The following is a 20,536-nucleotide window of genomic DNA, read 5'->3' on the forward strand; positions in this document are numbered from 1 at the left end:
CGGCCGCTTAGTTACGGCTTATTTACCGTAAACATCGTAGTTGAAGTACTTACCTGCGATTTCTTGATAAACACCTTTTTCACGCAGAGATAAGATTGCCGCATCTAACTTTTTAGTGAGATCTTTGTCTTGCTTACGAACCGCAATCCCAAAGCCATCACCAAACCATTTAGGGTCAGTTAGAGAAGGACCAACAAACTCGTAAGCCTCACCACCCGCCTTGTTTAGTACACCTTCTTCAAGAGCTGAAGCATCACCAAGTACTGCAGCGACACGGCCATTTGCAAGATCTAGGTATGCTTCATCAAACGAACCGTAACGTACGATTTCAACTTTATCGCCGTAGTTATCTGTCAGATACTTGTCATGCGTTGTCGCGCGTTGTACCGCAATTTTTTGACCATCAAGGTTGTCGAAGTCTAAACCCGCACCTTTTTTAGCAATGAATTTGTTTGGAATGAGTGCGTACTTACCCGTAAAGTCGACTTTCTTCTTACGCTCTTCGGTGATAGACATTGCAGCAATGATCGCGTCGTACTTACGAGCAAGTAACGAAGGAATGATGCCATCCCAATCTTGAGCAACGATTTGACACTTCACTTGCATCTCTTCACAAAGCGCATTCGCCATATCAACATCGAACCCCTTTAAGGAGCCATCCGTTTCAGTCCAGCTAAACGGAGGATAAGCACCCTCAATCCCAAAACGAACTGTTTTCCATTCTTTCGCTTGGGCGACACCAGACACTGCTGTTGCAGCAAGCGTTGCTGCCAATAACCACTTTTTCATTTCCATACTCCTGTGATTGCTATTTTATTTGGTTTTGTTTGTTGTGCTTGTTTAGGAGGCAAAAAGCTGCCACCCAAAGAAATATTAGTAGATAGAAGAGATAAATTGCTGTAATCGCTCCGAATCTGGATTCGTAAAAAGCTTAGCTGGATCTCCCTGTTCTTCCACTAAACCTTGATGCAAAAACATCACATGGTTAGATACATCACGCGCAAAAGCCATTTCATGCGTGACAACTAACATGGTGCGTCCTTCCTCGGCCAAGTCTCTCATTACCCCTAACACTTCACCAACGAGTTCAGGGTCAAGTGCAGAGGTAGGTTCATCAAACAACATAACCTCTGGATCAACGGCCAAAGCACGAGCGATTGCAGCGCGTTGTTGCTGACCTCCGGACAGGTGTCCTGGGTAGTAGTCTTTGCGTTCGTATAACCCAACTTTCTTCAACAGTACTTCCGCATTTTCAATCGCTTGCGCCTTAGGTACACCAAGTACGTGCACGGGCGCTTCAATCACATTTTCTAAAACCGTTAAATGCGACCATAAGTTAAAGCCCTGAAATACCATAGCTAAACGTGAACGAATACGCTGAACTTGCTTTTCATTTGCTGGGACAGACTCCCCTGCGCGGTTGTTCTTCATTTGGATAAGTTCGCCGTTTACCCAAATTTCACCCGCAGTTGGTGTCTCTAATAAGTTGATACATCTTAGGAAGGTACTCTTACCTGAACCGGAAGAGCCAATGATGGAGATAACATCGCCTTTATGGGCAGAAAGTGAAATGCCCTTTAATACTTCATTTTGTCCGAAGGTTTTGTGCAGGTCTTTAATATCTAGCGCTGGTACATCATTCATGCGCCCTACTCCCTGTGTTTTAGTCACTGCAATAAAGGGACTCCGCCCTCTTTGAATTGGAACAAACTATCACCACCCAAGAGAAGTTGCAACAAATTATTAACCTAAATAAATCGAATAGATAGATACAACAATCAAATGAATATGCACTTTCTAGCAATATATTCTTTTAATGCTGAATAACTGACATAAAAAAGCCCCTCAAGAGAGGGGCTCATTAAGATACAAAAGTGTTAATTAGTTCTCTCTAAAAGCAGAGTCTTCGTTTGGGCTACTCGATTCGCCATATCGCGGACTTGCTTCTCATTCATAACAATACCGAGCACATCTTCTTTAGTGTCTGTACCATTGCCATTAGCAAAAGCTGTCAAGAAGTCTGCAACTTCTACATCACCTTCATCTTGGGTGAAAACATAGCTTTGTGTAATCTGGGAGCTATCAGAGATCACAAGGTCACCTTCAGCACCTGCCGGTACACTTGAGTAGTCCAAGTCTGGTACAACAATACTGCGTTCGATCAGAGAGTAAACAGAGTGTCTTACCACGTATGGCGTAGACCCTACGATTGTACCTTCTTGGTAGCTGACTCGTTGTAATCCGTTTTCGCTACCTAGACCAATGCTATCTGATAGATCAACAACGCTATTCGATACACCTGGTTTAGTATTCTCTGTGTTGTTTACAGCGAACAGTGAAGCATCATCGACTACGATACTAAAGTTGTCAGAAACTTTGTCCGTGTATGCAGCTTCCCACCCCGGAGTTGCGATAGTGCCATCAACGCTGAATGTCCACACATCACCTTTTAAAGCATCAGGGTGATAAAAAGCACTCGTTTTAGGCACTTCAGCTAGACGATAAGAGAAGTTTTTATAAATTGTATCAATATCAATAGTAGAAAAATTGATACCGGAAGAACTCACCATTGGAGTAGAAGGTGTACCAGCAAATACCATGCGATCGTCCGCCCAATCCTCAAAACCATATTGGTATAGGGAAGAACGAGTATCTGTACGGTACTGGGCAATCATTGTTCTTTCTGTATTCACTGCTGGCAACACTTCACCCTTAGTGAAGCGTGATTCATTCGCCGTTACCGTTTCTAGCTGAGAGTCAAAGTAGAACGTTGAATATGGATTACCTACGGCATCTTCGGCCGCTTTGTAATCAAGGTTTGCTTTATTAACGATCGAATCATTGTTTCCTGTTAAACAAGTCGTGTTACTCACATTAGCATCGGCTGAAAGGTAGACATTTCGTAGCGAAGAATCAGCTTCCAACAAATCTTTTGAGAATGTGATTGCATTAATGATGGTGCCATTCACTTCTTGCACCGTCACACTGCCGTCATCAGGAATCGACTGAAGAATGATAGTCAATTTGTCGTTACTCGCGGTTACTAAGTCACCTTTGCGGTTTCCTGCAGCGTCTGAGTAATAAGCGGTTAGCTGTGTATCAAGAACACCACCCAGACGATGGTAGTTCAATACTTGTTCTTCATTGTTCGAGTCAAAACGATCATAAATCGTACACGAGCCATTACTTGCCAGCGCTTGCGTCTTCGCTGCAACAAATGTGAAGTTAAAAGGGGTTTTCGGGGCACCGCCACCACCGCCACCACCGCCGCCACAACCGACCATTAATCCCGAAATAATTGCCACTAGCGGCAGTACTTTAAGCTGTTTCATGTCTTCTTCCTAAACTGAGCGGCAATGATTAGCCAAAAAATCGTCTCTGCTCGGTACTAAGCAAGAATGAAGCCAGCTTTATATACAATTCATGAATGACGTAAATAAATCGCATTGGACATTATTTCTGCAAAATAACGTCTAATTTTATGCAACTTGTGTAATCGAATTACACACTAAACAACCAAGTCATTCGCATGCCAGACACTTTCTGTAGTTTTCTTTCACATCTATTCTTAAAGTGATCTAAATCAATCACCCCAAAGGGCTATCTTGCTAGACTCCGCCACAATGATGAGGAATTTTTTGTGCCTCAACACAATGAGTTATTAGCTATGCTTAGGCACGTGGTATTCGTGCAACAAAATCTAATAATAGCTAGCATAGGAAGTGCCGCAGGAAGCGGAAAAACACAATTCAATTTAGAATTCATAACTTTTAAATATATGAGGAATCTATGTCAGACGCAGTGAATAAAGCGCACTCTGATTCGGATATCGAGACTAAAAGCTACCGCGAGCTTCATCGTCCATCATCTGAGTTCGCAAGCCGTTCAGACTACCTAGACCACGAACTACAAATCATGAAGCCACGCCGTTTTGGCTTAAACTTGCCAGGTCGTGACTTCCGCTTTGAGCTTGAAGACCTTGTTCCAGCGCTTGCTGGTACGATCGGTATTATCGCAATGTACTCTGCGGTAATGATGTCTTGGGCTGAAGGTCTTACTGCTGCATGGGACCACGTTAACTTAGGCAAAGATTTTGCTATCGAAGTTGCTCGTGTAGAAATGCTAATCCCTGCACTCCTTTTCTGTATTCTTGCTTCTGGCTTTATTAACCCTAAAGCCAACCTAGCAGGTAACCACGGTCCAATGATCCCTCTTATTGGTACCATCGCTCTTGCGGGTGCCCATCCTCTTGCATTGGCAATCCTAATTGGTGTGTTTGGTTTGATTTTGAGCTTACTAAAAGGTGGTTCAAAACTCGTAAACCTCACTTCAGAGGGCACAGCTGGGGGCCTACTCATCTTCTTAGGCCTAACTGGTACCATGAGCCAAATCAACTCAATCCAAGCTTGGGCAGTTGGTTTGCAATCGGACACGGTTGCCGCTGGCAGCATGGGTTACATTGGCCTAATCGTTCTCGCGGTTACTATCGGCCTATATGCTTTCCTTGCTAAAGTGAATAAACGTTGGCTAGCCATCCCAGTATGTGCTTTCACGGGTCTCGTCATTGCACTTGTACTTGGTGCTGGCTTCGACATCAAATTCGTTACTGAAACAGGTCTTCCGAACCTAAACCCAATCTACTGGTGGGGTAGCACAGAAGAAGGTTGGATGCTTGGTCTACCAAATGTAGAACACTTCATTGCTTCACTACCGTTTGCAATTCTTGCTGTAGCTATGTGGTCTCCAGACTTCCTTGGTCACCGTATTTTCCAAGAACTGAACTACCCTAAAAAGACTGAAAAAGTTCTGATGGACGTTGATGACACAATGACTATGTGTTCGGTTCGTCAAATGGTTGGTACTGCTGTAGGTGGTGGTAACATTACGTCATCTTGGGGTACGTACATGATCCCAGCAGCAATTGCGAAACGCCCTATCCCTGGCGGTGCAATCCTGCTCGGCTCTCTATGTATCATCGTCGCGATTCTTGGCTTCCCAATGGATGTAGCAGTATGGCCACCAGTAATGCGTGTTGCTCTTCTAGTAGGCGTATCTCTACCTCTACTTGAAGCAGGTATGCAGATGGTGAAAGACTCTAAAGACTCTCAAGCAGCAGGTATCTGTATCTTCGGTTCTGCTGTAGTTAACCCAGTACTGGCTTGGGCATTGACTATGCTTCTAGACAACAACGGTCTGATTGGTGACAAAGAGCGTGCATCACGTCTGTCATTTGTAGATAAGATTGTGATCCCTGTAGGTGTACTTGTCGTCTGTTTAGTCGCTATGCTTGCAGTTGGTATGCTAGAAGGACAATATGGCATTAAAGCTTGGCTATAATGACATTCGTTCAAAAATTGTGTGGGTAGCGCTCGTCGCTACCCCATTTTTATCGCTATTTTTTAGTATTTATTGATTTAGTTTAAGGTTTGCAAAAATTTTTTAGTGTAGCCTTGAATTGTGGTTGGGAAGAACCCACATTAGTAACAGTGACAATATTTATAGTTTTATCGCCCTATTCTTCTTATTTAAGACTATAAATATTGTTATTCATTAAGAGTGTACTGTTCTCCATGTGGAAGTGGAGATAGCTGGCTCAACGGCGAACCAGTACGTATTTTTTTCTACTACAAAGGTAGGTATGTCATGGCAGAGCAATTTGCTAAAGCTTGGGAAGGTTTTGCTGCAGGCGACTGGCAAAACGAAGTAAACGTTCGTGATTTCATTCAGAAGAACTACACTCCGTACGAAGGCGACGAATCTTTCCTAGTTTCTGAAGGTACTGAAGCGACTAACAAGCTTTGGGCTAAAGTAATGGAAGGTATCAAGCAGGAAAACGCGACTCACGCACCTGTTGATTTCGATACTTCTGTTATCTCTACCATCACTTCACATGATGCTGGTTACATTAACAAAGACCTAGAAACTATCGTAGGCCTACAAACTGAAGCTCCGCTTAAGCGTGCAATCATGCCTAACGGCGGCGTACGTATGATCGAAGGTTCTTGTAAAGCATACGGCCGTACGCTTGATCCACAAGTTTCTAAAATCTACTCTGAGTACCGCAAAACACACAACCAAGGTGTTTTCGATGTTTACTCTCCTGACATCCTGAAATGTCGTAAGTCTGGTGTTCTAACTGGTCTTCCAGATGCATACGGTCGTGGTCGTATCATCGGTGACTACCGTCGTGTAGCTCTATACGGTGTAGATTTCCTAATCAAAGACAAAGTAGCTCAATTCCACTCTACTCAAGAGAAGCTAGAGTCTGGTGAAGATCTACAAATGACGATGCAACTTCGTGAAGAGATTCAAGAACAGCACCGTGCACTAGGTCAAATGAAAGAAATGGCAGCATCTTACGGCTACGACATTTCTGCTCCTGCGACTACAGCTCAAGAAGCTATCCAATGGACTTACTTCGGCTACCTAGCTGCTGTTAAATCTCAAAACGGCGCAGCAATGTCTCTAGGTCGTACTTCGACTTTCCTTGACGTATACGTTGAGCGTGACATCGCAGCTGGCATCATCACTGAAGAACAAGCTCAGGAAATGATCGACCACTTCGTAATGAAACTACGCATGGTTCGCTTCCTACGTACTCCTGAGTACGATGAGCTATTCTCTGGCGACCCAATCTGGGCAACAGAATCTATGGGTGGTATGGGTGTTGACGGTCGTACACTAGTTACACGTACTAACTTCCGTTTCCTAAACACACTATACACAATGGGTCCTTCTCCAGAGCCAAACATCACTGTACTTTGGTCTGAGCAGCTACCTGACGGCTTCAAGAAGTTCTGTGCGAAAGTATCTATCGATACTTCTTCTATCCAGTACGAAAACGACGACCTAATGCGTCCAGATTTCGACAACGATGACTACGCTATCGCTTGTTGTGTATCGCCAATGGTTATCGGTAAGCACATGCAATTCTTCGGCGCTCGTGCAAACCTAGCGAAAACTCTACTTTACGTTATCAACGGCGGTGTAGATGAGAAGCTTAAAATGCAAGTGGGTCCTAAGACTGCACCAATGACTGACGAAGTTCTAGACTTCGACAAAGTTTGGGCTGGCCTAGACAACCTAATGGATTGGCTAGCTAAGCAGTACGTAACTGCACTAAACGCTATCCACTACTCACACGACAAATACAGCTACGAAGCAGCTCTAATGGCTCTTCATGATCGTGACGTTCGTCGTACTATGGCTTGTGGTATCGCTGGTCTTTCTGTTGCAGCTGATTCTCTATCTGCAATCAAATACGGTAAAGTTAAACCAATCCGTGACGAAGATGGCATTGCAATCGACTTCGAAATCGAAGGTGATTACCCTAAATTTGGTAACAACGATGCACGTGTTGATGACATGGCATGTGAACTTGTTTCTAACTTCATGGCTAAAATCCGTAAGCTTAAGACTTACCGTGATGCAATCCCAACTCAGTCTATTCTTACTATCACTTCAAACGTGGTATACGGTAAGAAAACTGGTACTACACCAGATGGTCGTAAAGCAGGCGCTCCTTTTGCACCTGGTGCTAACCCAATGCACGGCCGCGATGAGAAAGGTGCGGTAGCATCTCTAACATCTGTAGGTAAACTACCGTTTGCTGATGCAAAAGATGGTATCTCTTACACCTTCTCTATCGTGCCAAACGCACTAGGTAAAGAAGAAGTTAGCCAACGTGCTAACCTAGCGGGTCTGATGGATGGTTACTTCCACCACGAAGCTGGCATTGAAGGTGGTCAACACCTTAACGTGAACGTACTTAACCGCGAAACTCTAGAAGACGCTGTTAAGCACCCAGAGAAATACCCTCAGCTAACAATCCGTGTATCTGGTTACGCTGTACGCTTCAACTCTCTAACTGCAGAGCAACAAGCTGACGTAATCGCACGTACATTCACTGAGTCTCTATAAGACTGATTGAATTAGCACTTTGAGTGATGAAATAGAGGCCGATGCTGTAAAGCATCGGCCTTTTTTTGTGTCTTGAACTAAAGTTGTGACATTGCCTAAGACTTTGTTCTCGATCTTACGTATGATGCCGAAAACGCTAGCAAACGAAGTATATGAAACTCAGTAAATTATTTATCCTTGCCTTGTTGTCGCCTGCTGCGATTGCATCAACAAAATCTACCGTCTCTTTCACTTTAGATAACGATGGCATATTTGGTGTCGACCAAGACTACACCAACGGTATTTTCCTTTCTTACGCGACCGATAAACTGCGTGAAGACAGCGAATGGAAATGGTTCAGTTTAAACGGTAATGGGCAAGCCAACGTCGATAAAGTAGAACTTGTACTAGGCCACAAAATGTGGACGCCGAGTGATATTGAAGCCGACTACCCTCTTGTTAATGATCGTCCTTACGCAGGCTACCTACATACCGAAATCAACTATATCTCGATCACAGCAGACCAAGCCGTTCGATACAATTTTACTATCGGGGCAACAGGTGAAAGCTCACTATCAGATAAAGCCCAAGATATCGTTCACGGCATCACTGGCTCAACCGACCCACAAGGTTGGGAATACCAAATTGATGACGAAGTCGCATTCAGTGTTGGTTACCGAGCATTCAACAAACTGATGCGCAGCGAAGGTAAAAGCACACAATGGGAAATTACTAACGTAAACGACATCAACGCAGGTAACTTCCGTAGTGATGTATCTCAAGGTGTCATGTTCCGTTGGGGTACCAACTTAGCGAACAGTATCGGTGCGGCAAACATCAGTGTTGAAAGCCCATTCCACGCGAGTATGCTAGCGCAAAGTACATCCAGTTGGTTCTTGTTCACCGGCTTTGAAGGACGTTACCGCTTTAACGACATTACCATCGAAGGCGATCGTTCAGGCATTCCTGAGCCATCCGATCAATACGATGTTACGTTACAAAACTGGCAAGCAAGTGCGGTTGCTGGTGCAGCTTGGTATAACCGAAACTACGGCGCGAGCTTAACCTTTACCGTTAAAACGCCGGATTATGAAGAAGCACAAACTGATGTTTATGGTACAGGCTCTCTGTCACTGTTTGCGTTCTTCTAAATATAAGTCCCTGTGCGGCGTGTGAGTTTTCATTCGCCGCTTTCTTTGCTTAATATCTCGCCAACGTCCCTCTCCAAGACTGTTTTAACCCTGCAATTTGTAATAAAATAACGGGTAGAATTTATTAAAAAATGAGAGCAAAAGATGTCAACAGCTGGTCGTATTCACTCGTTTGAGTCATGTGGTACCGTAGACGGACCCGGTATTCGATTTATCGTCTTCTTGCAAGGTTGTTTAATGCGTTGTAAGTATTGCCATAACCGCGATACTTGGGATACGCATGACGGCAAAGAAGTGACGGTTGAAGAAATTATTGCTGAAGCAAAAACCTACCGTCATTTCATGAATGCATCAGGTGGTGGCATTACTTGTTCTGGTGGCGAAGCGATGCTTCAACCAGAATTTGTGCGAGACTTCTTCCGCGCAGCTCAAGCGGAAGGTATTCATACTTGTCTTGATACCAATGGTTACATCCGTAAACATACCGATGTTATCGATGAAGTGCTTGAAGCGACAGACCTTGTAATGCTTGACCTTAAGCACATGAAAGACGAAATTCACCAAGATTTCATCGGCGTTTCGAACCGTCGAGTTTTAGACTTCGCTCGCTATCTACATAAAATCGGTCAAAAAACGTGGATCCGCTACGTGGTTGTTCCGGGCTATACAGATGAACCTGAAGCGGCACATATGCTTGGTGAATTCATCAAAGATATGGACAACATTGAGAAAGTGGAACTTCTTCCGTACCACAAACTTGGTGCGCATAAATGGGAAGCATTAGGGCTTGATTACCCATTAGATGGTGTAAACCCTCCATCGAAAGAAACGATGGATGAAATCCAATCGATCCTTTCCCAATACCATCCAAATGTGAAATACTAAGTCATATTAGGTTATTGAATAAATTAAAAATACCAGCAATTCGCTGGTATTTTTTTACTCATATTACCGTCGAGAGTACCAAACAAATCAAAACATTTGGTGCCCTATCCTCGACACATTAAACGTATACAAACCTACTACACACTTAAAACGGTAAGTAAAGCTCGTAAGGAATCAAAAGTCAGGATATCAAACATGGATTGGTTTAATTTCGTATCGGTCATTATTGTTGGTTGGGTTGTAATCATACATTGCCTACCCGATTGGCGATCAGTCGTTTGGCCTAAAATGGAACAAGAAAAACCATTTCAACATTTGATCTTCGCAACGCTCTTCTTGCTTAGCATTTTGTGGTCTGCACAGGCCGGTGTGAAAGAAGGGTTGCAAATCCACTTTCTTGCTTTGACAACGCTAACCATGATGTTCGGCTGGCGAATGGCTTTTCTGCTCTGTATCCCTGCCATGATCATCAATCACTTGATTCACGGTATTCCTCTATTAATGCTGCCAAGTGCGCTCGTACTTTCTGCACTGGTACCAATACTAATAAGCTACCTCGTTTTTCTACTCAGCTATCAATATTTGCCACGCAATATTTTTGTCTTCATTTTTGTGGCGGGATTCTTCAATGGAGCACTAACCGGTAGCTTACACCTACTCATTAACTCGGTTTATCATCTATCAGTCGGTCATTACGACTGGCAAACCATCCAGCACAACTACTTTGTTTTTGTACCATTACTCGCTTTCCCCGAGGGGCTTCTTAATGGGATGTCATTGGCGGTCCTAACCGTATTCAAACCAGAATGGTTAAGAGTATTCTCGGATCGAGATTACATATACAACCACTACCACAAATAGCATGTCACAACGCATTCATACGCTGTTTGTAAACTGGCTAAATTTGATAATTCTTGCCATTTTTCATATTAAATATGTGTTGAGATCATGTTTCAGTAACGTCTGAAACGTTAACCTAAGCACATTAAAAATGTATTAGATTATTTAGTGAGGTCATCATGGAAATGTCAAACGCTCAACGTTTGATCTTATCAAACCAGTACAACCTAATGTCTCAGATGGACCCTAGCAGCGCAGCAAAATACAAGCGTCTACAGACCATCGTAGAACGTGGTTACGAGCTGCAAATGCGCGAACTGAACAAAGATTTTGGCTGCATTACTGAATCTGAATGTCGTGAAATCATCGACATCATGGAGATGTACCATGCGATGCAAGAATCCAACAAGATGCTGGATGACGAAGAGCGCAGCAAAGTCGATCAACGCCGTCTGCAATTCCTTGGTTTTGATATCGCAACAGAAGCCCAACAAGTGCATTACGTTCGTTTCCTTGTGGATTCTGAAGGTCTATATCCGCAATTTGATAAGGCTGATCACCACTTCAACAGCCAAATGCCAATGCAGGAAAAATACCAGCGCATGTTGAAAACATGGCGCAACTGCCCTCGTCAGTACCATTTGTGTGCAAACGAATTAGCGCAAATTTTCAGTGCATAACGCACTAAGCATTTGAAAAGGAGAGTAAACGCTCTCCTTTTTCCATCTCCCCTGTCACGATTTTATCAAATCTCACCTGTCAGCTTTCTCTACGCTTTCCCAAACACCACCTAGAATTCACTGATATCGACGATTTATCGCCAAATAATTGATTTCTTATACTGTCATTCACAACACAAATTCTTCTCTCATTAAACAGTGATTCAAATGTCACTTTTGCAATAAATTCATAATTGTTAAGCAAAATTGGAAATCCCCGACTAGGCTTAAAATGAGAAAGGGAGTGATTGAAAGGTACCTATCCACCGTCCTCCGTTGCAGTGAAAAATTGTCCATAAAGCAAAGCCTTTGGCGTGACCTAACTGGGGTTCGGTACAAACCAAATGCGATAACAGGGCGTATAAGTTCATACAACGAAGGACATATCAAAGGTGGGTAAGCCTGCGTCAACGTTCGTCGGTAGACTGACTATTAAAGGGGAAAGCGACATGAGTATTTTCGACCACTATCAATCAAGATATGAAGCTTCAAAAGATGAAGAGATGTCGTTGCAGGATTTCTTAGCCCTGTGCAAGGACGATAAAAGCGCTTATGCCAATGCAGCAGAACGACTTCTCATAGCGATTGGGGAACCAGAAGTCATTGATACTGCGCAAGATCCAAGACTGAGCCGCATCTTCTCAAACCGAGTGATCTCTCGTTATGAAACCTTCAAAGACTTCTACGGCATGGAAGACGCTATCGAACAGATCGTGTCTTATCTCAAACACGCCGCGCAAGGTTTGGAAGAACGAAAACAAATTCTTTACCTTCTTGGCCCAGTAGGTGGTGGTAAATCATCACTGGCTGAGAAGTTAAAAGCACTGATGGAAAAAATGCCGGTTTACGTGCTCAGCGCCAATGGTGAGCGTAGCCCCGTAAATGATCATCCTTTCTGCTTATTTAATGCTTCGGAAGACGGCGAAATCCTTAAGAAAGAATACGGTATTGAGCATCGCTACCTACGCTCTATCATGTCACCTTGGGCTGCAAAACGCCTGCACGAGTTTGGCGGTGATATCACCAAGTTCAAGGTGCTTAAGGTACGTCCTTCTATTCTAGACCAAGTTGCAATTGCGAAGACTGAACCCGGCGATGAAAACAACCAAGACATCTCATCATTGGTTGGTAAAGTTGATATTCGCCAGCTTGAACACTTTTCACAAGATGACCCAGATGCCTACAGCTACTCGGGCGCGCTATGTAAAGCAAACCAAGGTTTGATGGAGTTCGTTGAGATGTTCAAAGCGCCAATCAAGGTGCTACACCCTCTCTTGACGGCAACTCAAGAAGGTAACTTTAACGGTACGGAAGGGTTATCTGCTATCCCATTCGACGGCATGATTTTGGCCCACTCAAATGAATCAGAGTGGCAAACGTTCCGTAATAACAAGAACAACGAAGCATTCTTAGACCGTGTATACATCGTGAAAGTCCCTTACTGTTTACGTGTATCGGAAGAAGTGAAGATCTACCAGAAACTACTTGAAAACAGTGAACTTTCTAAAGCACCTTGTTCACCAAGCACACTCGAAACTCTGGCACAGTTCAGTATTCTGTCTCGACTCAAAGAGCCTGAGAACTCGTCCATTTTCTCGAAGATGCGTGTCTACGATGGTGAAACACTGAAAGATACCGATCCGAAAGCGAAGAGTTACCAAGAGTACCGCGACTTTGCCGGTGTCGATGAAGGTATGAACGGTCTTTCCACCCGTTTCGCGTTCAAGATTCTATCGCGTGTGTTTAACTTCGACCAAACCGAAGTAGCGGCAAACCCTGTCCACCTATTCTACGTGATTGAGCAGCAAGTTGAGCGTGAGCAGTTCCCTTCTGAAATGGCAGAAAAGTACTTCGAGTTCTTGAAGGGTTACCTTGTACCACGTTACGTCGAGTTCATCGGCAAAGAAGTACAAACGGCCTACCTAGAGTCTTATTCTGAATATGGCCAGAACATCTTTGACCGCTACGTGACTTACGCAGATTTCTGGATTCAAGATCAAGAATACCGCGATCCAGAAACAGGTCAGCTGTTTGACCGTGCCTCTCTGAATGCTGAACTAGAGAAGATCGAGAAAACCGCTGGCATTTCAAACCCGAAAGATTTCCGAAACGAAATCGTCAACTTTGTGCTTCGTGCGAAAGCCAATAACAATGGTCTGAATCCAGTTTGGACCAGCTACGAAAAACTGCGCACGGTAATCGAGAAGAAAATGTTCTCCAATACCGAAGAGCTACTTCCGGTTATTTCATTCAATGCGAAAACGTCTTCTGAAGATCAGAAGAAACACGACGACTTTGTCGCTCGCATGATGGAAAAAGGCTATACCGAGAAACAGGTTCGCCTACTTTCTGAGTGGTACCTACGAGTACGTAAGTCATCCTAACCAGTTTGAGTTAGGTCGCTTGTGAAACATGAAGAGGGCTATTTCATGGCGCAATTTATAGACCGAAGGCTCAATGGTAAAAACAAGAGCGCTGTTAATCGACAGCGCTTCTTGAAACGCCATAAAGAGCAGATTAAAGAGTCGGTAGCTGACGCAGTGAATCGACGCTCGATCACAAACACGGAAACGGGCGAAGACGTTGCAATACCGCACAAAGACATCAACGAACCTATGTTTCATCAGGGTAAAGGGGGCGTACGTGAGCGTGTGCACCCTGGCAACGACCAATTTATTACTGGTGACAAAATCGAGCGCCCGAAAGGTGGAGGTCAAGGTGGTGGCGCAGGAGAAGGCAATGCGAGTCCTGATGGCGAAGGCCAAGACGAGTTTGTTTTCCAGATATCCAAAGATGAATATCTCGATATCTTGTTCGAGGATTTGGAGTTACCCAATCTTGAAAAAAATCAGATTGCTAAAATAACTGAATGGAAGACCCATCGTGCGGGTTACCAAACTGCAGGCATTCCGTCCAACATTGCCATTGTGCGTTCGTTGCAGCAATCACTTGCTCGACGTACCGCAATGACAGCAGGTAAAAAGCGTCTTCTTAATGAACTAGAGGATGAGCTTACTCGCATCAAAAACATCGAGCCAGCTCAGCAGCTCGAGGAAAATCGTCTGAAGAAGGAAATTGAGGATCTGCGCAAGAAAATCGAAAGCGTGCCCTTCATTGATACCTTCGACTTACGTTTCAAGAACTATGAGAAGCGCCCTGTGCCATCGAGCCAAGCGGTCATGTTTTGTCTGATGGACGTTTCCGGTTCTATGGACCAAGCCACCAAAGATATCGCAAAACGCTTCTATGTTCTTTTATACCTGTTCTTGACGCGCACCTACGAAAATGTAGAGGTCGTATTCATTCGTCACCATACTCAAGCAAAAGAGGTCGATGAACATGAGTTCTTCTACTCGCAAGAAACGGGTGGAACAATTGTGTCGAGCGCTCTCAAGCTAATGAACGAAATCGTGCAAGACCGATATCCTGTAGGCCAATGGAACATCTACGCCGCACAGGCATCCGATGGGGATAATTGGGCTGACGATTCTCCGCGTTGCCGTGAACTCCTAGTGAATAAACTGCTTCCTAACTGTCAGTACTATTCATACATTGAGATCACCCGACGCTCACACCAAACGCTATGGCATGAATACGAGAAGCTTGCTGAAGCCTTCCCGAACTTTGCCATGAAAAACATCCGCTCTGTGGAGGATATCTTCCCAGTCTTCCGTGAACTATTCCAAAAAGAAACGGCGTAAGGAGGCTAGCGATGAATACCGCAACGAAAAACCTTTCGGGGGAAGCTTCGAAGAAGCGCAGAGAGAATATGCTTCCAGACGGCCCAGACTGGACGTTTGAATTGTTGGAGCGTTATCACAAAGAAATCAAGCGTGTCGCGGAGCATTATCGCCTCGACACTTACCCAAACCAAATCGAGGTGATTACCTCCGAACAAATGATGGATGCATACTCAAGTATCGGTATGCCCATCAACTACAATCATTGGTCGTTTGGCAAAAAGTTCATCCAAACTGAGCAAAACTACAAACACGGTCAAATGGGCTTGGCTTACGAGATCGTGATTAACTCCAACCCATGTATCGCTTATTTGATGGAAGAGAACACCATCACGATGCAGGCGCTTGTTATCGCTCACGCTTGTTATGGACACAACTCGTTCTTCAAGGGCAATTATCTGTTCCAAACGTGGACCGACGCCAGCTCGATCATTGACTATCTCTTGTTTGCGAAGAACTACATTGCGGAATGTGAAGAGCGATACGGGGTGCATGAAGTTGAGCAACTACTTGACTCATGCCATGCATTAATGAACTTCGGTGTAGACCGCTATAAGCGTCCCGAAAAAATCTCTATTAATGAAGAGAAAGCACGTCAAGAAGAGCGCGAAGCCTATCTTCAATCTCAAGTGAACGAACTTTGGCGTACCGTTCCACAGGCAAAAACTAAAGAAGAAGATATCAAGATTCGTTTCCCAAGTGAGCCACAGGAAAACCTGCTTTATTTCTTCGAGAAACATGCGCCATTGCTGGAGCCTTGGCAGCGTGAAATCGTCCGAATTGTCCGTAAAGTTAGCCAGTACTTTTACCCTCAGAAACAAACCCAAGTTATGAATGAAGGGTGGGCAACATTTTGGCACTACACGATTCTGAATCACCTTTACGATGAAGGCTTAGTATCAGAGAAGTTTATTCTCGAATTTCTACATAGTCACACCAGCGTTGTTGCTCAACCTGCTTATAACAGTCCGTACTTTAGCGGCATTAACCCTTATGCGCTTGGCTTTGCGATGTTCAGAGACATAAAACGTATCTGTGAAGAGCCAACCGATGAGGATAAAGAGTGGTTCCCAGAAATTGCCGGAGCCGATTGGTTAGACACGCTTCACTTTGCGATGCATAACTTCAAAGATGAAAGTTTTATCAGCCAATACTTGTCACCAAAGCTAATGCGAGATTTTAAACTTTTCGCCATTAATGATGATGATCGTAAGAACTTCGTTGAGGTTGCCGCCATTCACGATGAGATGGGTTACAAACGCATCCGAGAGGCGCTAGCCGCACAATATAACTTAGCCAATCTAGAGCCAAACATTCAGGTATTTAACGTGGATGTGAGAGGCGATCGTTCGTTAACACTTCAATACGTCCCTCATAACCGAATTCCATTGGATAACAGTTATGAAGAGGTGTTGAAACATGTTTATCGCTTATGGGGCTTCGATGTGATTTTGGAGGAAGTAAAAGACACTGGACACCGAGAGATTCTCTCTACCTGTCCGAAACGCAATCAGTACGACACAAATATCTAGAACTCCCTTTCTACTAATGAATAAAAGAAAAGGCTCCTAACTTAGGAGCCTTTATCTATCTAAATCAGTCAGTGCTGTGTACTAAGCTTGCTTTGCAATAATTGTTCTTACCGCTTCAAGGTCGGCTTGCGTATCCACACCTGCTGCTGGCGCTTCTTTTGCAACCGCAACATGAATCTTTTCACCGTACCAAAGCACGCGAAGTTGCTCTAGACACTCGATTTGCTCAAGTGCGCTTGGCTGCCAATTCACATAAGTATTGATGAAGCCAGCACGGTAAGCGTAGATGCCAATGTGACGCATCAATGGATTTACGATGGTTTTTTCTTGCTTGGCAAAGTTGTCACGATCCCAAGGGATCGTCGCACGACTAAAGTACATAGCGTAACCACGCTCGTCCGCGACCACTTTTACCGCATTCGGGTTAAAGACTTCTTCTTCCGATTCGATTTCAACCGCAAGCGTTGCCATTGGTGCATCGCAACCTGCTAGGTTATCAGCCACTTGGCGAATAATAGACGGCGGAATCAATGGTTCATCACCCTGAACATTAACCACAATGTGGTCTGCAGGAATCGCCATTTTTTCTACCACTTCTGCTAGTCGCTCAGTGCCAGATTCATGGTTTGGCGAGGTCATACAAACCTTGCCACCAAACTGCTCTGCAGCCGCCGATACGCGCTCATCGTCAGTCGCAATAATCACGTCTTCAGCGCCCGCTTGTAACGCTTGCTCATAAACCCATTGGATCATTGGTTTACCACCAATGTCTGCCAACGGCTTACCCGGTAAGCGGCTTGACGCGTAACGCGCAGGAATGACAACCGTAAAAGACATTAGCGTCCCTCGTCCATGCTCATGGTTCTTGCTTCTGGTTCAAGGAGAACAGGAATACCCTCTTTGATTGGGTAAGCAAGGCGATCTAATTTGCAGATCAACTCTTGATTATCTTTATCGTACGTCAGCTTACCTTTGCACACAGGGCAAGCTACAATCTCAAGCAGACGGTGATCCATAAGTCGCTTTAACCTCTTTTATTCGATTTAAAATTCGTTCTGCATCATGTTGTTCAAACTGAGCAGAAACAGGAAGATACCACCAATTGTCTTGCGCATAGCGGTCGCATTTAACGGCATCTTTTTCTGTCATAATCACATTCGCTCCTTGTTGAGCCAATGCATCTAATTCTTGTTGGTCAAAGTCCTGATGATCGGCAAACCCTTTCGTGACTTTGACATCCGCATTCATTGCGTTAAGTGTATTAAAAAAACGAGGTGGATGCCCAATACCAGCAAATGCGACTAATTCTTTCAACTCACTCACATCCACTTGCTGCTTCGTCTTCAAATTGATCGCCTTTGATGGCGCTAAAGACATTGGCATTTCGCCATGCTGAGCTTGACCACCATTAGTGATGATAAAGTCGACTTCAGCAAGACGCTCTACCCCTTCACGTAGTGGGCCAAGTGGAATAAGGCTTTCATTGCCAAAGCGGCGATTACCATCAACGATAACGAACTCGATATCTCGCTCTAAAGCGTAATGCTGGAGGCCATCGTCAGTAATAATGATGTCAACGCCAGTTTCAAGCAATGCTTTCACCGCATTAGCACGAATCGGGTCTACGGCTACTGGCGCACCAGTACGACGATGAATTAGCTTAGGCTCATCACCACAGTGTTTCGCTGGTGTATTATCATCAAGAACAAGCGGATACTGAGGTGCTTTTGCGCCATAACCACGCGATACCACTCCGGGTTTATAACCCAGTCGTTGCAATTGCTCCACCAGCCACACTACCACTGGCGTTTTACCATTGCCACCAGCGGTAATGTTACCAACGACCACAACAGGCAAGGGTGCTTTGTAGGCTTCTTTCTTGCCGACTTGGTATTGACGGCGTTTCGATTGGCTTATCGCACCAAACAGCAAGCTTAATGGCCACAAAAGCGGCCATAGCAAGTATTTAAGCGGATGGTTTTCGAACCAGATCTTTTCAATCACAGCGCTTAGGCACCAAATTGAATTCGATGAAGCTGGGCATAAGCGCCATCTTTAGCGATCAAATCAGCATGACTACCACGCTCAACGATAGCGCCTTCATCGACTACAAGGATTTCATCAGCGTTTTCGATGGTCGACAAACGGTGAGCAATCACCAGTACCGTCTTGTCTTTTTGCAGTTCATCCAGCGCCGATTGAATAGCACGTTCCGATTCCGTATCCAGAGCTGACGTTGCCTCATCAAGTACCAGCACAGGTGCATCACGTAGAAGTGCACGTGCAATTGCGACACGCTGGCGCTGGCCACCTGACAAACTCGCACCATTTTCGCCAATCATCGCGTCTAAGCCACCGTCCATTTTACCAATGAACTCCATCGCATGAGCCAGTTTGGCTGCACGCTCAATGTCTTCACGTGAGTATTGTTCTTCTGTCGCGTAAGCAATGTTGTTTGCAATCGTGTCGTTGAACAAATGTACGTTTTGCGAAACAAGCGCAAACTGCTCACGAAGATTCTTAAGCTCATAATCACGAATGTCATGACCATCAAGCGTAATTGAACCACTGCTTACGTCATAGAAACGGTTGAACAAATTAGCAATGGTACTCTTTCCTGAACCTGAGCGCCCAACGAGAGCAACCGTCTTACCTTTTGGAATGTCAAAACTGACATTCTCAAGCGCTGGTTTCTCTGCACCTTCATAAGTAAAGCTGACATCTTTGACAGTTACATCGCCTTGCGCACGCTCTACTTTGAATTTACCTTCGTTCTTTTCTGGTTCTAGATCGACCAGTGCAAACAAGGTTTGGCTTGCCGCCATACCGCGTTGGAACTGTGACGTAACATTCGTCAGAGCTTTCAATGGACGCATCAAACCAAACATCGCAGAGAATACAACCGTAAATGTACCCGGAGTTAACTGGTCTTTGATTGAGTCGATACTAGCAAGGTAAAGCACGACAACAATCGCGATAGATGCAATCATTTGAATGATCGGGTTCGCGGCTGCTTGAGCTGTCACTAGCTTCATGCTTTGCTGGCGCATCTGATTGCTGACTTTCTCGAAGCGTTTACCTTCGATGTCTTGACCACCATAACTTAGTACGACTTTATGACCTTTCAGCATTTGCTCCGCGGAAGCCGTCACATGACCCATCATGGTTTGCATGTTCTTTGAAATTTTTCTGAATCGTTTAGAAACGATACCAATACCCCAAGCAACAACGGGAGCAACAGCAAACAGTACCAAAGACAATTGCCAGCTGTTGTAGAACATCAAAACCAACAAGCCAATGATACTTGCACCTTCACGAACGATACTGACCAATGCTTGGCTAGTTGCAGCAGATACTTGCTCTGAGTCGTAAGTGATACGTGACAATAAGTTGCCTGTTTTTTCTTTATCAAAATAAGAAACTGGCATATGCATAAAGTGGTTGAACACCATTCGTCGAATTTGCATCACGACGTTGCCGGAAACCCAGCTCAAACAATAGGTCGAGACAAACCCACTCACACCACGGATAAACATCATGGCGAAAACAATTAATGGGAGTGTGCGTAGAAAGTCTGACTCTGCATTGCCAAAACCTTCATCAAGAAGTGGTTTAAGCAGGGAAATCATGTAGGTATCTGAAACAGCATTAACGACTAATGCAATGACAGCAACGATCAAACCGGCCTTATAAAGGCGAATAAATTGCCATAGACGCTTAAACGTCTGCCAGGTCGTTTCATCAGTATTTATCGACATAGAAGTGCTTTA

At 44.4% G+C, this 20,536-nt stretch carries 16 protein-coding genes; 9 read left to right on the forward strand and 7 right to left on the reverse strand.

The genetic code is table 11. The features are described from left to right. Nucleotides 1–18: 18 nt before the first annotated feature. The 3 genes from BCT11_RS10025 to BCT11_RS10035 form a co-directional block, all read right to left on the reverse strand. Nucleotides 19–789, reverse strand: a complete 771-nt coding sequence (locus tag BCT11_RS10025) for an ABC transporter substrate-binding protein (RefSeq protein ID WP_038866708.1) — start codon at nucleotides 787–789, stop codon at nucleotides 19–21. Nucleotides 790–873: 84 nt separating this feature from the next. Next, nucleotides 874–1,644 carry an ABC transporter ATP-binding protein gene (locus BCT11_RS10030; RefSeq protein ID WP_038866706.1) on the reverse strand — a complete coding sequence of 257 codons (771 nt, stop codon included), beginning with the start codon at nucleotides 1,642–1,644 and terminating at the stop codon, nucleotides 874–876. A 233-nt stretch (nucleotides 1,645–1,877) separates the two neighbouring features. Then, complete coding sequence (locus tag BCT11_RS10035) at nucleotides 1,878–3,332, reverse strand: flagellar sheath protein A (protein WP_102388264.1); 1,455 nt, start codon at nucleotides 3,330–3,332, stop codon at nucleotides 1,878–1,880. A 457-nt stretch (nucleotides 3,333–3,789) separates the two neighbouring features. On the opposite strand from BCT11_RS10035, the gene BCT11_RS10040 reads away from it, so the two are divergent. The 9 genes from BCT11_RS10040 (at nucleotide 3,790) to BCT11_RS10085 (ending at nucleotide 16,766) form a co-directional block, all read left to right on the forward strand. Next, on the forward strand, nucleotides 3,790–5,337 hold the full coding sequence (locus BCT11_RS10040) for a DUF3360 family protein (RefSeq protein ID WP_038866702.1): 1,548 nt from the start codon (nucleotides 3,790–3,792) through the stop codon (nucleotides 5,335–5,337). 306 nt (nucleotides 5,338–5,643) lie between these two features. After that, nucleotides 5,644–7,920: a formate C-acetyltransferase gene (gene pflB / locus BCT11_RS10045; protein WP_038866700.1), complete on the forward strand. Its 2,277-nt coding sequence runs from the start codon at nucleotides 5,644–5,646 to the stop codon at nucleotides 7,918–7,920. Nucleotides 7,921–8,072: 152 nt separating this feature from the next. Next, the gene (locus BCT11_RS10050) at nucleotides 8,073–9,050 is read left to right on the forward strand and encodes a lipid A deacylase LpxR family protein (RefSeq protein ID WP_038866698.1); all 978 of its coding nucleotides are present in this window, start codon (nucleotides 8,073–8,075) and stop codon (nucleotides 9,048–9,050) included. Between the two features lie 144 nt (nucleotides 9,051–9,194). Further along, a complete protein-coding gene (pflA, locus tag BCT11_RS10055; protein WP_038866696.1) occupies nucleotides 9,195–9,935 on the forward strand; it encodes a pyruvate formate lyase 1-activating protein in 741 nt (246 codons plus the stop codon). Nucleotides 9,936–10,130: 195 nt separating this feature from the next. Further along, nucleotides 10,131–10,796: an energy-coupling factor ABC transporter permease gene (locus BCT11_RS10060; protein WP_042603732.1), complete on the forward strand. Its 666-nt coding sequence runs from the start codon at nucleotides 10,131–10,133 to the stop codon at nucleotides 10,794–10,796. Between the two features lie 158 nt (nucleotides 10,797–10,954). Next, on the forward strand, nucleotides 10,955–11,455 hold the full coding sequence (locus tag BCT11_RS10065; protein ID WP_038866692.1) for a YfbU family protein: 501 nt from the start codon (nucleotides 10,955–10,957) through the stop codon (nucleotides 11,453–11,455). A gap of 488 nt (nucleotides 11,456–11,943) precedes the next feature. Further along, entirely contained in the window at nucleotides 11,944–13,878 is a 1,935-nt protein-coding gene (locus BCT11_RS10075; RefSeq protein WP_102388265.1) for a PrkA family serine protein kinase, read from the forward strand. Nucleotides 13,879–13,923: 45 nt separating this feature from the next. Then, complete coding sequence (locus BCT11_RS10080) at nucleotides 13,924–15,195, forward strand: YeaH/YhbH family protein (RefSeq protein ID WP_038866690.1); 1,272 nt, start codon at nucleotides 13,924–13,926, stop codon at nucleotides 15,193–15,195. 11 nt (nucleotides 15,196–15,206) lie between these two features. Next, a complete protein-coding gene (locus BCT11_RS10085) occupies nucleotides 15,207–16,766 on the forward strand; it encodes a SpoVR family protein (protein WP_038866687.1) in 1,560 nt (519 codons plus the stop codon). A gap of 81 nt (nucleotides 16,767–16,847) precedes the next feature. On the opposite strand, the gene kdsB is transcribed toward BCT11_RS10085, so the two are convergent. Genes kdsB through msbA form a run of 4 tightly spaced genes read right to left on the reverse strand, consistent with a single transcriptional unit; the run spans nucleotide 16,848 to nucleotide 20,524 of the window. Continuing rightward, nucleotides 16,848–17,603: a 3-deoxy-manno-octulosonate cytidylyltransferase gene (kdsB, locus tag BCT11_RS10090; protein WP_045424747.1), complete on the reverse strand. Its 756-nt coding sequence runs from the start codon at nucleotides 17,601–17,603 to the stop codon at nucleotides 16,848–16,850. Then, nucleotides 17,603–17,782, reverse strand: a complete 180-nt coding sequence (locus BCT11_RS10095) for a Trm112 family protein (RefSeq protein WP_005378451.1) — start codon at nucleotides 17,780–17,782, stop codon at nucleotides 17,603–17,605. Before BCT11_RS10095 ends, kdsB begins: the two co-directional genes overlap by 1 nt. After that, nucleotides 17,763–18,770, reverse strand: coding sequence for a tetraacyldisaccharide 4'-kinase (lpxK, locus tag BCT11_RS10100; protein ID WP_102388266.1), 1,008 nt, complete (start codon nucleotides 18,768–18,770; stop codon nucleotides 17,763–17,765). The genes BCT11_RS10095 and lpxK overlap by 20 nt, the downstream gene beginning before the upstream one ends. A gap of 5 nt (nucleotides 18,771–18,775) precedes the next feature. Continuing rightward, entirely contained in the window at nucleotides 18,776–20,524 is a 1,749-nt protein-coding gene (gene msbA, locus BCT11_RS10105) for a lipid A ABC transporter ATP-binding protein/permease MsbA (protein WP_038866683.1), read from the reverse strand. Between the last annotated feature and the right edge of the window lie 12 nt (nucleotides 20,525–20,536).

Origin of the sequence: Vibrio sp. 10N.222.52.B12 (assembly GCF_002875385.1) — a bacterium.
In the GTDB taxonomy this organism is placed as follows: Bacteria; Pseudomonadota; Gammaproteobacteria; order Enterobacterales; family Vibrionaceae; genus Vibrio; species Vibrio jasicida.